The 13,072-nt window shown below is 29.7% G+C and carries 17 protein-coding genes; all 17 read left to right on the plus strand.

Annotated features, from left to right (window positions below; translation table 11 throughout):
• Positions 1-61: 61 nt before the first annotated feature.
• The 17 genes from Q0649_RS07550 to Q0649_RS07630 all read left to right on the plus strand — a co-directional run bounded on the left by Q0649_RS07550 (position 62) and on the right by Q0649_RS07630 (position 13,035).
• Positions 62-688 carry a GyrI-like domain-containing protein gene (locus tag Q0649_RS07550; protein ID WP_298839625.1) on the plus strand — a complete coding sequence of 209 codons (627 nt, stop codon included), beginning with the start codon at positions 62-64 and terminating at the stop codon, positions 686-688.
• Positions 689-737: 49 nt separating this feature from the next.
• On the plus strand, positions 738-1,307 hold the full coding sequence (locus tag Q0649_RS07555; protein WP_298839628.1) for an NUDIX hydrolase: 570 nt from the start codon (positions 738-740) through the stop codon (positions 1,305-1,307).
• 1 nt (position 1,308) lies between these two features.
• Complete coding sequence (locus Q0649_RS07560) at positions 1,309-1,872, plus strand: GNAT family N-acetyltransferase (RefSeq protein WP_298839630.1); 564 nt, start codon at positions 1,309-1,311, stop codon at positions 1,870-1,872.
• Between the two features lie 29 nt (positions 1,873-1,901).
• On the plus strand, positions 1,902-2,714 hold the full coding sequence (locus tag Q0649_RS07565; RefSeq protein ID WP_298839634.1) for an alpha/beta fold hydrolase: 813 nt from the start codon (positions 1,902-1,904) through the stop codon (positions 2,712-2,714).
• 35 nt (positions 2,715-2,749) lie between these two features.
• Positions 2,750-3,751, plus strand: a complete 1,002-nt coding sequence (locus Q0649_RS07570) for a S66 peptidase family protein (protein WP_298839636.1) — start codon at positions 2,750-2,752, stop codon at positions 3,749-3,751.
• 46 nt (positions 3,752-3,797) lie between these two features.
• Positions 3,798-4,274: an NUDIX hydrolase gene (locus tag Q0649_RS07575; RefSeq protein WP_298839639.1), complete on the plus strand. Its 477-nt coding sequence runs from the start codon at positions 3,798-3,800 to the stop codon at positions 4,272-4,274.
• Positions 4,275-4,293: 19 nt separating this feature from the next.
• A complete protein-coding gene (locus Q0649_RS07580) occupies positions 4,294-4,644 on the plus strand; it encodes a GNAT family N-acetyltransferase (RefSeq protein ID WP_298839641.1) in 351 nt (116 codons plus the stop codon).
• Positions 4,645-4,663: 19 nt separating this feature from the next.
• Complete coding sequence (locus Q0649_RS07585; RefSeq protein WP_298839644.1) at positions 4,664-5,203, plus strand: GNAT family N-acetyltransferase; 540 nt, start codon at positions 4,664-4,666, stop codon at positions 5,201-5,203.
• A gap of 31 nt (positions 5,204-5,234) precedes the next feature.
• A complete protein-coding gene (locus Q0649_RS07590) occupies positions 5,235-5,690 on the plus strand; it encodes a VOC family protein (RefSeq protein ID WP_298839646.1) in 456 nt (151 codons plus the stop codon).
• A 271-nt stretch (positions 5,691-5,961) separates the two neighbouring features.
• Positions 5,962-6,261 (plus strand): autorepressor SdpR family transcription factor, encoded by a 300-nt coding sequence (locus tag Q0649_RS07595; RefSeq protein ID WP_298839648.1) that lies wholly within the window; start codon positions 5,962-5,964, stop codon positions 6,259-6,261.
• On the plus strand, positions 6,245-6,910 hold the full coding sequence (locus Q0649_RS07600) for an SdpI family protein (RefSeq protein WP_298839651.1): 666 nt from the start codon (positions 6,245-6,247) through the stop codon (positions 6,908-6,910). The genes Q0649_RS07595 and Q0649_RS07600 overlap by 17 nt, the downstream gene beginning before the upstream one ends.
• 60 nt (positions 6,911-6,970) lie before the next feature.
• Positions 6,971-7,783: a YdcF family protein gene (locus Q0649_RS07605; RefSeq protein WP_298839654.1), complete on the plus strand. Its 813-nt coding sequence runs from the start codon at positions 6,971-6,973 to the stop codon at positions 7,781-7,783.
• Positions 7,784-8,062: 279 nt separating this feature from the next.
• Positions 8,063-8,860, plus strand: coding sequence for a class I SAM-dependent methyltransferase (locus tag Q0649_RS07610; protein WP_298839657.1), 798 nt, complete (start codon positions 8,063-8,065; stop codon positions 8,858-8,860).
• 28 nt (positions 8,861-8,888) lie between these two features.
• Positions 8,889-9,434, plus strand: coding sequence for an HAD-IIIA family hydrolase (locus Q0649_RS07615; RefSeq protein ID WP_298839659.1), 546 nt, complete (start codon positions 8,889-8,891; stop codon positions 9,432-9,434).
• A 29-nt stretch (positions 9,435-9,463) separates the two neighbouring features.
• On the plus strand, positions 9,464-9,895 hold the full coding sequence (locus Q0649_RS07620; RefSeq protein WP_298839662.1) for a VOC family protein: 432 nt from the start codon (positions 9,464-9,466) through the stop codon (positions 9,893-9,895).
• A 557-nt stretch (positions 9,896-10,452) separates the two neighbouring features.
• Positions 10,453-10,839 (plus strand): hypothetical protein, encoded by a 387-nt coding sequence (locus Q0649_RS07625; RefSeq protein ID WP_298839664.1) that lies wholly within the window; start codon positions 10,453-10,455, stop codon positions 10,837-10,839.
• A gap of 234 nt (positions 10,840-11,073) precedes the next feature.
• Complete coding sequence (locus Q0649_RS07630; RefSeq protein WP_298839667.1) at positions 11,074-13,035, plus strand: type IIA DNA topoisomerase subunit B; 1,962 nt, start codon at positions 11,074-11,076, stop codon at positions 13,033-13,035.
• Positions 13,036-13,072: the final 37 nt, after the last annotated feature.

Genomic DNA, 13,072 nt, shown 5'->3' on the forward strand with positions numbered 1-13,072 from the left:
AAAACAATAATGGGTATCTATTAGTTTAATATATATGAAATCAATAGAAAGTGGGGATATTATGAAATTTGAATGGAGAAAACAAGAAAAGAATTTTTATTTACCAAAAGATAAGCCAAATTTGGTAACAGTTCCAGAGCAAAAGTTTTTTATGATAAGTGGAAAAGGAAATCCTAATGATGAAGAGTATTCTGAAAAAATAGGCGTTTTATATTCTTTGTCTTATGCTGTTAGAATGATGCCTAAACAAGGGTACATCCCAGAGGGGTATTTTGAATATACTGTCTATCCTCTTGAGGCGACATGGGATTTGACTCAAGAAGGAAAAAAATTTAAAGAATTAAATAAAGATGAATTATTGTATACCATTATGATAAGACAGCCTGATTTTGTGACACAAGATATAGTTGATAGAGCATTTGAAAATGTTAGAAAAAAAAAAGACCATTCTTTTTTAGCTGATGTAACTTTTGAAACTATGGAAGATGGATTATCTGTTCAAATGATTCATATTGGTTCATATGATGATGAACCTAAAAGTTTTGAGTTAATGGATAAATATTGTTTGGATAACAATCTTCAAATTTTATCAGATGTTCATCATAGAGAAATATATCTTTCTGATTCAAGGAGAACTGAAAAATCTAAATTGAAAACAGTCTTACGGTATATGGTTTGCTATAAATAATGAGTTATTTTCATTAGTTGAAGTAATAAATATAAAAGGGAGAGGAAATATGGAGTGGATTGATTTAATACGAGAATATAAGCCTTATAATGCTCAAGAAGAAAAAGATAAAGAGTTATTTTTACAATGTATAGATATATTTGATGATGTTTTAACTAGGGAAAATAAGATAGCACATGTAACGAGCTCAGTATTTATAGTAAATAAAGCAAAAGATAAGGTGTTAATGGTGCATCATAATATATATAATTCTTGGTCATGGGTAGGCGGTCATGCAGATGGAGAAAAAGATTTATTGGCTGTTGCAATTAAGGAAGCAAAGGAAGAGACAGGTATAAAAAATGTTAGGCCGATATCTTGTGAAATATTTTCATTAGATTTATTGACTGTACTTGGCCACATAAAAAGAGGAGAATATGTTTCTCCACATTTACATTTATCAGTAACTTATTTAGTAGAAGCTAATGAAGAAGAATTGCTTATTGTTAAAGCTGATGAAAATAGCGATGTTAAATGGATTCCCATTAATGAAGTTAATATATATTCAAATGAACCTCATATGCGTAAGGTTTATACTAAATTAATATCCAAAATATTTTTAAAATTCAAGGAGAAATAAGATGGATAAATCAATAGACATAGTGATAAGAGAATTAGAACTTAAAGACTTAGAGGATTATTTGTATTTGAATCATCCATCACGTGAATTCCAGAAATTCAATGGACCATATTACGCGAAAAAAAGTGAAGCGGAATTACGAGAATATGTGGAAAATTTAAAAATATTATTATTAAAAGGAGAAAAGAATGTACTCAAAAACAAAAAGATAATAGCAAATAAAAATACAGATAAGATAATTGGAGAAGTAAATTGGTATTGGAAATCAGAGGAAACTTTTTGGATGGAAATTGGCATTGTTATTTTTAATGATGACTATTGGGGTCAGGGAATAGGGTACAAAGTTTTAAAAATGTGGATTGGAGAGATTTTTGTTAATAATCCCAAACTTATAAGGATTGGATTAACAACTTGGTCTGGAAATGAAAGAATGATGAAATTGGCTGAGAGGATAGGTTTGAAGAAAGAGGCTGTTTATAGGAAAGCAAGAATTGTTGACAATAAATATTATGATTCTGTGAGTTATGGCATGTTGAAGGATGAATGGCTAAAATTAAAGTTTTAAATCCGTGCTAAACAAAAGGAGAGAAAAGGATGAAATGCAAAATAAAAAACATATTTATAAACTATAAAATAATAGGTAATGGAAAACCAATTATTATGTTACATGGTTATAATGTAGACCATAGGTTAATGGTAGGCTGCATGGAACCAATATTTAACGATAAAATAGGTTATAAAAGGATATATATTGACTTGCCAGGTATGGGTCAATCAGAAAGTGCAGAATGGATTATTGATTCTGATATTATGCTTGATATTGTAATTAGTTTCATTGATAAGATTATTCCAAATGAAAATTTTTTACTTGCTGGTGAGTCATATGGGGGATATTTAGCAAGAGGAGTAATCTATAAAATGGCAGCTAGAGTTGATGGTGTTTTACTGATTTGTCCGGTTATAGTAGCAGATTATAATAAACGTAATGTTCCAGAACATATTGTTTTGGTTAAAGATAGCAAGTTATTAGCTAAACTTACACCAGAAGTTGCTGAAGGGTTTAATTCTAGCTCAGTGGTTCAGAGTGGAAAAATATATGAGAGATGTGAAAACGAAATAATATCTGGAGCTAAAATAGCCAACAAGGTGTTTTTAAAAACTCTTAAAAAAGATGGATATGTATTCACGTTTGATGTAGATAAGGTAAATAATAAATTCGATAAACCTTCGCTTATATTGTTAGGAAGACAAGATAATTGTGTTGGATATAAGGATTCGTGGAATATATTAGAAAATTTTTCAAGAGCGACTTTCGCTATATTAGATAGAGCGGGACATAGTTTGCAAATAGAACAAGAAAACTTATTTAACTCATTAGTGGAGGAATGGCTTAAAAGGGTTAATTAAGAATAAATATAAGGTAGATTTTTAGGAGGAAATGTATGGATAAAATGAGAAAAATAAAGGTTGGTGATTCTATTGGTATTTTTTCACCATCAGCCCCTATAACATATTCATGCCCTAATAGATTTGATAGAGCTAAGAAATATCTACAAAGCAAAGGGTTTAATCTGATAGAGGGAAGGTTAACAGGAAAATATGATTTTTACAGGTCAGGTAGTATTATGCAAAGAGCAGAGGAATTAAATAGTTTAATTAGAAATCCAGAAGTAAAATGTATCATGGCAACAATCGGTGGAATGAATTCAAATTCCATTCTTCCTTATATAGATTATGATGAGTTTAAGAAACACCCTAAGATAATAATAGGTTATTCTGATGTTACAGCAATTCTGCTTGCAATATATGCACAAACAGGAATAAGTACATACTATGGCCCTGCATTAGTAGCCTCATTTGGAGAATTTCCAACATTTGTTGATCTTACTTATAAATATTTCAAAGAAATCACTATGGATAAAATGAATTTTCCTTATGTGCTTCAAATTCCAGAATACTGGACAGATGAATACGTTAATTGGGAAACACAAGATAGATGCAAAGAGAAAAGAGAAAACTCTTGGATTACAATCTACGGGGGGAATGTTCGAGGTCGTGTAATGGGTGGTAATTTAAATACAATTCAAGGGATATGGGGTAGCAAATATATGCCTGAAATAAGGGATGGAGATATACTTTTTATAGAAGATTCTTTAAAAGATGCTGCAACGATAGAAAGAAGTTTTTCTTTTCTAAAACTAAACGGTGTGTTTGACAGGGTTTCTGGAATTATACTTGGTAAACATGAATTATTTGATGACTTGAAGACAGGTAGAAAACCATATGAAATATTAGTAGAAGTATTAGGAGATAAGAAGTTACCATTTATTGCTGATTTTGATTGCTGTCATACACATCCAATGATGACACTACCAATAGGATGTGAAATAGAACTTGATGCTACCAATAAGAAAGTAAGCATCATTAAAGGTTGGTTTAATTAGCAATAGAGTACAGAAATGCGGAGAAAATCTATATTGGAGGTGAGCTATGGATATCACATATTGTAACAATGATAAAACGGTTTTTAATTATAGGACCTGTGGTGTCATTATTAAAGGTGAAAGAATATTATTGCATAGAATGATGGATGATGATTTCTGGGTTCTTGCTGGTGGAAGAGTGAAAATGTTAGAGTCATCTGAATGTGCAATAAAAAGAGAAATTAAAGAAGAATTAGGAGAAAATATTGTGATTAATAGTTTGCTTTGGACAGTAGAGAATTTCTTTGAATTTAAAGGAAAAGATTATCATGAAATTTTAACAATTTATCTTATTGATCTTGAAAAGGAATCATGGATAATAAATCAACAAGACTCGTTTAATGGGTTAGAAGGTGAAATGCTAATATATAAATGGTTTAATTTTAATGAACTATATAATTTAAATCTAAAACCAAGTTTTTTAAAGGAAAAACTATTATGTTTACCGAGTGGACCAACTCATATAATTCACAGGGAATGTTGATTACACATGGGAGGAGCATATGGAAAAATTAGAGATAAGAAGATTTGATAATAATGACGCAACTATTGTATCAAAAATGATTTGTAGAAATTTTTTGGAAGTTAACATAATGGATTATTCCAAAGAAGAGATGAAACGGTTATCTGAAGTTTATAATGCTGATAAAGTAATAATGGTAGCGGGTTACTCACACATGTATGTTTTTTGTTTAGATAAGAAAATTATTGGTTGTGGAGCAATCTCAAGTTTTTGGGGAAAAGAAGATGAAAGTATACTTTTAACAATATTCGTTTTACCTGAATTGCATGGCAAGGGAGTAGGAAGAACAATAATTGTAAACAGATTAGTTGTTAGGGGTAAGTACTTTTAGGGAAAGGCGATGAATTAATATGGAAACATTAGTAACTAATAGATTGATACTAAGACAATGGAAAGATAATGATAGTGCTGATTTATATGAGTATGCTAAAAGTGAATTAGTAGGTCCAAGTGCTGGGTGGCCACCGCATAAGAATGAGGAAGATAGTAAAGGGATAATAAGAATGTTTATTGAAAATAATGAAACATATGCTGTAGTTTTAAAATCAGAAAACAAAGTTATTGGGGGAATTGGACTTCATAACAGAAAACCTGATGATAGTCTTTCTGACTTGTTGCAAAAGGAAATAGGATATGTTCTTAGTCCTAAATACTGGGGAAATGGTTTTATCCCAGAGGCTGTAAATTTTTTAATAAAATACGGATTTAATGAATTAAATTTAGATTTAATTTGGTGCGGACATTTTGATTTTAATTCTAAGTCTAAAAGAGTAATTGAAAAATGCAGATTTAAATATAGATTTCAAAAAAATGAGAGGTTAAAACTATTAGATAATAAAGAAGTTACAACACTATACTATAATATTTCTAAATCCGATTATATTGATTAATATAATTAATAATATATAGGGGTGAGGTATAATGTCAGAGAATAAAGTAAAATTAACAAATTTATGCCCAGTTTTTATATCTGAAGACGTCAGAAAAGCTGTAAACTTTTATGTTGAAAAACTTGGGTTTAAGTATGCAGAGCATTATGATAAAATTGAAAATTTTGCAGCAATATATAGAGATTCAATTGAATTTATAATTATACAATCAAAATTTGGAAAAGTTCAATCAAATCAAAAAACATATGGTGTGGGTTACGATGCATATATTGACCCAGATACAGTTGGTGGGGTAGATATACTTTATAAAGAATTTAAATCAAAAGGTGTTAAAGTAGTCTCAAAACCAAGTAGAACGGATTATGGCAGTTATGAATTTGTTATAGAAGATATTGATGGAAGACTTATTGGAATAGGACTTATATATCATAAGGAAACTTTTTTTGAAAATTCAGATGTAGTGTCATTTGAACAATCAAAACAATAGTTTATGAAAGCGCGTAAGCAATAGGAATGATTCTAAATTTCAAATTTGTTCCAAAAGCTTAGTGTAAAATTATTAATATAGATAAAAAAGAGGAGAAATCTTCTTTTTTATTTTTTTGTAGCTATAGTTTTGTAGATATGAAAATATAATTCTATAAAAAAGAAATAGTGTGGACATTTAAAGAAAAAAGGAATAAAATACAATTAGAAGATTAGATAGTTATCTAAATGTCTAATTATATGAAATTAGAAAATTATAAGGAGAAATTAATATGTCAATTCTCAATTTACCATTTAAAGCACTTGCGGATCCAACCAGGAGAAAAATTATTTTATTATTAAAAGAGAAAGATTTGACTGCTGGGGAAATAGCAGAACATTTTAATATGACAAAACCTAGTATTTCTCACCATCTTAATGCTTTAAAACAATCGCTTTTGGTAACAGATGAGCGAAAAGGTCAATACATTTATTATTCTCTTGATACCACAGTGTTCCAAGAAGTAACTAATTGGTTTTTTAATACAACACATCTTAATGAGGGGGAAAGTGAAAATGAAAAAGATAAGTAATGTTTTAAAAAAAGATTGGGGAATTTTGTTTCTTATATTTGTAGGGTTTGCAATTGGAGTTCATTTTTATCCATTACTTCCAAGCAGAATACCTATGCATTGGAATTCAAATGGACAAATAAATGGTTATGGGAGTAAATTCTTTGGAGCATTTGGTTTAGCATTTATAAATTTAGGAATGTATTTATTATTTATTATATTACCTTATATAGATCCCAAAAGAAAAAATTATGAAGCATTTCAGGCAACTTACCAATATTTAAAGTATCTATTAATAATGTTTTTTCTTGCAATGGAAGTATATGCGCTTTTAATAGCCACAGGAACTATCATTAATAAACCAGATTTCACGCAAATAATGGTCTCATTGTTATTCATTTTATTAGGAAATGTAATGGGTAGATTTAAGTTTAACTATTTTGTGGGAATAAAAACTCCTTGGACTTTAGCAAATGAAGAAGTATGGAAGAAAACTCATAGAATGGCTGGACCAATATGGGTTATAGGAGGAATATTAAATATCCTATTAACTGTTATAGGTGTAACTTTTAATGGAATAGTTTTCATAATCATTTTGGCAGTAATGGTAGTTGTGCCTACTGTATATTCATATATTATTTATCATAAAATTGTTAACGAAGATAAATAAAAATATAAAAGTTAAATGACCCTTATCTTATGGGGCTGATTATTTATAAAGGAGGAGACAATGGAAAAAACAGATTTACAAGAAGTTGCGGATAATCTAAATATACTTGGTGATTTTCTTTCAAAAAGAGATATTGAGGATTTGTCAAAAGCTGCCTTAATAAAAAAGTATGGAATAAAGCAAGTGGATTTGTTGATTCTTCTTGGGGGTAGTATTGTATATGGTTGTGAAATTGCTGGCAAAACTTTTAGTAATGGTATTGCAAAACAATTAATGATTGTAGGAGGGGAAGGGCATACCACATCTCTTTTAAGAACAGCAATTTCAGAGAGGTATCCGAGTATTATTACTCAAAATCGTATGGAAGCAGATATGATTTCAGATTTATTATATGAAAAATATTCGATATCTAAAAATGATATTTTTATGGAAAAACAATCTACAAATTGTGGAGAAAATGCATTGTTTTCTTTAAGACTAGCAAAGGATAAAGGAATTAAACCTAAGAATGTAATAATTATGCAGGATTCATCTATGCAATTAAGAATGGATGCCACATACAAAAGAGAGTGGAGAGAATGTAATACAACATTTATAGGGTATGCTTCATATAGAGCTCATGTAATTATAAAGGAAGGTAAATTAGTTTTTGAGGATAATAATATTTGTGGAATGTGGAGTATGGAGCATTATATAACTTTACTACTTGGTGAAATTCCAAGGTTGCATGATACATCTAAGGGGTATGGACCAAAGGGTAAAAACTATATTGTACATGTTGATATACCAAGTGGAGTACTAGAAGCATTTGAAAATCTAAAAATGCATTATGGCAAATATGTTAGAAAAGCGTGGCAAAAAAGTAATAAATAGGTGATAGATTTATGAACGTAATGGGTGTTATATCAGTAAATACATTTAAAAAAGAAAATAATATTTACAAAATGAGTATATAGATGTATAATTTAACAAAATAATTTTTATATAATAAAGTGATATTAAGAAGAGCAAACAAGTAACTCTCGTCTCTAAGATATACAAATCTTTGAGGTGAGAGTATTTTTATAATATTTGCTAAGTAACTAGTTAGATTCATTAGAAATAAAACATAGATAGTGTTAACACTATCCAGTAATATGAGGGGGAATATCTATGAATAATATTGTCAACTTTTATAATACATATGACGAAGAAAGTAGGGTTTCAACTAACAAAGCAAGAAAGGTAGAGTTTAATGTAACAACAAGTATTCTAAATGAATACATAAAATGTCAAGATAATATTATAGAATTAGGCGCGGGTACAGGAGTATATTCTTTCTATTATGCAAAGAGGGGGAATGAGGTTGTAGCTACTGATATAACTCCGAGAAATGTAGAAGTTATTAAAGAAAAGCTCAATAAAGTTAGTGAACCTATTAAACTACATGCAGAAGTTGCTAATGCTATAGATTTAAAGCAATATGATTCTGAAAGTTTTGACGTAGTATTATGTCTAGGACCAATGTACCATCTTGTAAATGAAAAGGATAGAAAAGCGTGTATTAGTGAAAATTTGAGAATATTAAAAAAAGGAGGAATACTTGCAGTTGCATATATAAATAAGCACTATGTACTTAATTCTATTATGACGCAAGATAAAAAATTTTTAAATCATGCTTTTGTTGATAAGATTTTAAGTGGCGGGACTATAGAAGAAGGTGAAAAAGAATGTTTTTGGACAGATGCATTTTTTACCACGCCTTCAGACATGGAATCACTAGTTTCAAAATTTAACACTAAAATTATTGACCATGTAGCAACTGATGGGATAAGCCCATTGCTAGGAAAGCTTGTAGATGAAATGAATGAGAAAGAATATGATGCATGGAATTATTATAATCTGTGCAGTTGTAGAGAGAAGAGCATTTTAGGAATTAGCAATCATGCACTACTAATATGTAGAAAATAGAAAGTAAAAAAAATAAGGAGTAATTAATATGGTTGACTTAAAAAAGGTCCAAGCAGTATTTATTGATAGAGATGGAACAATGGGTGGGGATACTGATATAACATATCCTGATAAATTTGTTTTATATCCATTTACGCAAAAGGCTATAAAAATCCTAAAGAAAAATGGAATCAGAGTATTTGCATTTACAAATCAACCGGGTATTTCAGTTGGAGAAGCTACAGAAGAAGATTTTATTAATGAGTTAACAGGTTTTGGAATTGAGAAAGCATATATATGTCCACATTTACCAGAACAAAATTGTAAATGTAGGAAACCTGAAGTTGGAATGTTATTAAAAGCAAAGGTCGAATATGGACTTGATCTATCAAAGTGTTTTGTAATTGGGGATAGGTGGAGCGACATGATGGCCGCAGAAAAAGTTAATATGGAAAAAATTCTTGTATTAACTGGAGCTGGTAATGAGACATTAGAGAAAGATAGAGATAAGTGGTCTCAAATAGATCCAGACTATGTAGCAAATAATTTATTAGAAGGTGTCGAATGGATTGTAGAGAAGGCATTTCAGATATGAGTATATGAAAATTAAGGGGGTATTATTTTATGGATAAACTTAATGCACTAATACCGGAGATATCTGTTTCAAATATAAATATTAGTTTGAATTTTTACTTGAATATTCTTTCATTTAGGTTAGTATACCAAAGAAAAGATGATAAATTTGCTTTAATAGCACTAAATGGTTCGCAAATTATGATCGAAGAAATAAATGGAAATTGGGAGACTGGAATTTTAGCATACCCTTTTGGTAGAGGAGTTAATTTTGAAATAGGAGTAGATGATGCTGATAAATTATACGAAAACATAAAAAAACATGACTATAAAATAAAAATAGAGATGCAAGAGAATTGGTATAAAGCAAATAATATATTACTAGGGCAGAAAGAGTTTTTAATTATGGACCCAGATGGTTATTTATTAAGATTTGCTGAAAGTTTAGGAGAAAGAGAATGTGAGATAGATATATCAAGGTAATTAGTAAAATGACATTAGTATTCTACGAAGAGTATATTCAAAGCTAATTTAGTATTTAAAGTGGGTGAAATAATGAAGAAAAAGAGTATGATAATAATTAGTATTGTAGTAATAGCAGTTGTTTTATTTGGTTTAAGTATGGGTATTGCTACTATTAAATGAATAAAACTTTAGTTTCTAAAAAAGAGCCTCAAAGTAGATGGCGTAAAACAAATAACCATAGAATAAAAAAGCTATGTTATAATTTAGCTAAGTTGAACTTTTGATAATAGTAAACTAACTTTAAGTATAAGGGGTTACAAGAATAGTTACAGACCTTTTTGATATATCAGAACTTGCACATGATGAACTTATTGGTAATGGAGGAGTGTATTCTTATCTTTACAATATGCAGTTTAAGTAATATAGTTATAGGAAGTTAATTAAGTAAAAAAATAGAACAATTTACATAAAATAAAGCTGAAAGGCTTTTTTTTATTACAATTCACTTAAAAACGTATCACTTCTTATTTGAGCGGCATATAAGTAATATAAAAACAAATAAGGAGGGGTATGTGATGGCGACAATAATTATACAATATGTATTAATAGTGCTTTTGGTAATGGGACTTGGGTATTTAGCTTATTTATTAAAGGATAAGGATAACAATCTAAAAGATGATTATTTTGGGTTTGCTTCTGTAATACTTGGATCGTTAGTTTCTAGCGACTCTACACCAGAAAATGCAAAGATAATTCTTAGAATTATTTCACGAGTTGTACAATATGTAGAAATTAACTACAGAAATAGCGATAATGCCCTTAAAGAAGAAAAAGCCATTGAATTAGCAAAAGATTCCACTGATTTATTAGGGTTTAAAAAGAAGATAGATGATGAAAGTTTAAAATGTTTAATAAGAGTAGCTGCAGCGTTATTGCCGGCAACTAATAAAACAATCAAATAAAATGGATACAAAAATCAAAGTAAACTGTGGTATTGTCCGGCAGAAAAGTTTAACTTTGCCGGTCAATATTTTTATAGAAAGCAGGGCTAAAGTTGGTTGAAAACAATATAAAATTACAAAGTTATTATTAAAAATAGAAACTAACGTTCTATTTTTTTATTAAAATCTCTTTACCTTTTGTGAATAAACATATAAAATAGCAAATGTGTGATAAAATTTTACTGGAGGATTTTTATGAGTTTTGAAAATGAAGAAATTCAAACATATGATGTAACAGACTTAACTTCTCTAGAAAAGCTAGAGCCTGTAAGAATAAGACCAGGCATGTACATAGGGTCTACAGGTAGCAAGGGCCTACATCATTGCATATGGGAGATATTAGATAACTCTATAGATGAGATAGCTAATGGCTATGGAGATAAAGCTAAAATAATATTAAATGAAGATAAAAGTGTTACTATTGTTGATAATGGTAGGGGTATTCCTACAGGAATACACCCTATAAAAAATATATCTGGTGTAGAAATGGTGTTTACAGAACTCCACACTGGAGGAAAATTTAATAATAAAAATTATAAGACTTCTGGTGGACTTCATGGTGTTGGAGCAGCGGTTGTAAATGCATTATCGGAATGGTTGCTTGTTGAAATAAAACAAAAGGGAAAAATTTTCTCTCAAAGATTTGAATATTCATTTGATAAGGAGTTAAAAAGACTTATGCCAGGTACACCAGTAAGTAAGCTTGAGGTGATTGGCCAGTCAAAAGATACGGGTAGTAAAGTTACGTTTATGCCTGATGCGAGGGTATTTACAACCCTTGAATTTAATTCGGATTTAATAGATGAAAGATTACAAGAATTGGCGTTTCAAAATAAAGGAATAAAATTAGTATTTATTGATAATAGAAAAGAAGGAAATGTTATAAAGGAATATCACTCAGAAAGAGGGTTATTAGATTTTATTGATTATTTAAATGAAAGTAAAACACTTCTACACAAGGAACCTATATTTTTTCAAGGTGAAAAAGAAATAAATGGGTTACAATTATATGGAGAAGTGTGTATGCAGTTTACTGATTCTACTACAGAGTATATTGCTAGCTATGTGAATAATATACCAACTACGGAGTCTGGAACTCATGAAACTGGTTTTAAAACTGGGATGACAAGAGCTTTTAAAGATGGCGCTAAAAAATTTAGTCTTTTGAAAGAGAAAGACAAGGATAAAGATTTTGAAGGTGATGATTTAAGAGAAGGAATGACTGCAATAGTTAGAATTAAAATTAGTAATCCAATATTTGAAGGCCAAACAAAAAGTAAGCTAGGAAATAATGAGGCTTATAGCATGATGAACGAGCTTTGTTATGTTAAAATTCTAGAATGGATAGAAGATAACAAAGAGATGGCTACTAACATAATAAACAATGCAGTTTCTGCCTCATCAAGAAGAGATAAAATAAAAAAGATTAATGATGCAGAAAGAAAAAAAATAGGTAAGGGTGCATCACCTCTTGCAGGTAAAATTGCAGTATGTACATTAAAAAATTCAGAGTTTACAGAATTTATAGTGGTTGAAGGAGATTCAGCTGGTGGAAGTGCTAAGCAAGCTCGTGATAGAAGATTCCAAACTATAATGCCATCTAAGGGTAAAATTATGAATACAGAAAAACAAAAACTAGAAAATGTATTAGCTAGTGAAGAATTAAAAATATTTAATACTGCCATTGGAACAGGGGTACTCGAAAATTATAGTGAAAAAGAATTAAAATATGGTAAAATAATTATTTTGAGTGATGCAGATGTTGATGGATACCACATTAGAACATTATGGATGACTTTTATTTATAGATATATGAGGCCACTCATTGCGAATGGTCATCTTTATATGGGAATGCCACCGCTTTATAAGGTTTATAAGGCCAGTAAGAATGGAGAAGTGGTTAAGTATGCATATAGTGATGAACAATTAGAAAAGACTAAAAAAGAAATTGGTAAAGGTGCACTTATTCAAAGATATAAAGGACTTGGAGAAATGAACCCGGATCAACTTTGGGACACTACACTAAATCCAATTACTAGGACACTACAACAAGTTACTATAGAAGATGCAGCAAAAGCTGAGAAAATGGTTTCTCTTCTAATGGGAGATGTGGTTGCACCAAGAAAAAGTTACATGTATAAATATGCTGAGTTTTAATGACATTTCAGAAGGAGTTTTCGCAATATATATAAAT

This window comes from uncultured Clostridium sp., from assembly GCF_937920395.1.
Taxonomy (GTDB): domain Bacteria; phylum Bacillota; class Clostridia; order Clostridiales; family Clostridiaceae; genus Clostridium_AD.

Excerpts from the sequence above, each read along its gene's own strand:
- Q0649_RS07550 (WP_298839625.1), top strand. The coding sequence starts at position 62 with ATGAAATTTGAATGGAGAAAACAAGAAAAGAATTTTTATTTACCAAAA.
- Q0649_RS07555 (WP_298839628.1), top strand. The coding sequence starts at position 738 with ATGGAGTGGATTGATTTAATACGAGAATATAAGCCTTATAATGCTCAA.
- Q0649_RS07560 (WP_298839630.1), top strand. The coding sequence starts at position 1,309 with ATGGATAAATCAATAGACATAGTGATAAGAGAATTAGAACTTAAAGAC.
- Q0649_RS07565 (WP_298839634.1), top strand. The coding sequence starts at position 1,902 with ATGAAATGCAAAATAAAAAACATATTTATAAACTATAAAATAATAGGT.
- Q0649_RS07570 (WP_298839636.1), top strand. The coding sequence starts at position 2,750 with ATGGATAAAATGAGAAAAATAAAGGTTGGTGATTCTATTGGTATTTTT.
- Q0649_RS07575 (WP_298839639.1), top strand. The coding sequence starts at position 3,798 with ATGGATATCACATATTGTAACAATGATAAAACGGTTTTTAATTATAGG.
- Q0649_RS07580 (WP_298839641.1), top strand. The coding sequence starts at position 4,294 with ATGGAAAAATTAGAGATAAGAAGATTTGATAATAATGACGCAACTATT.
- Q0649_RS07585 (WP_298839644.1), top strand. The coding sequence starts at position 4,664 with ATGGAAACATTAGTAACTAATAGATTGATACTAAGACAATGGAAAGAT.
- Q0649_RS07590 (WP_298839646.1), top strand. The coding sequence starts at position 5,235 with ATGTCAGAGAATAAAGTAAAATTAACAAATTTATGCCCAGTTTTTATA.
- Q0649_RS07595 (WP_298839648.1), top strand. The coding sequence starts at position 5,962 with ATGTCAATTCTCAATTTACCATTTAAAGCACTTGCGGATCCAACCAGG.
- Q0649_RS07600 (WP_298839651.1), top strand. The coding sequence starts at position 6,245 with ATGAAAAAGATAAGTAATGTTTTAAAAAAAGATTGGGGAATTTTGTTT.
- Q0649_RS07605 (WP_298839654.1), top strand. The coding sequence starts at position 6,971 with ATGGAAAAAACAGATTTACAAGAAGTTGCGGATAATCTAAATATACTT.
- Q0649_RS07610 (WP_298839657.1), top strand. The coding sequence starts at position 8,063 with ATGAATAATATTGTCAACTTTTATAATACATATGACGAAGAAAGTAGG.
- Q0649_RS07615 (WP_298839659.1), top strand. The coding sequence starts at position 8,889 with ATGGTTGACTTAAAAAAGGTCCAAGCAGTATTTATTGATAGAGATGGA.
- Q0649_RS07620 (WP_298839662.1), top strand. The coding sequence starts at position 9,464 with ATGGATAAACTTAATGCACTAATACCGGAGATATCTGTTTCAAATATA.
- Q0649_RS07625 (WP_298839664.1), top strand. The coding sequence starts at position 10,453 with ATGGCGACAATAATTATACAATATGTATTAATAGTGCTTTTGGTAATG.
- Q0649_RS07630 (WP_298839667.1), top strand. The coding sequence starts at position 11,074 with ATGAGTTTTGAAAATGAAGAAATTCAAACATATGATGTAACAGACTTA.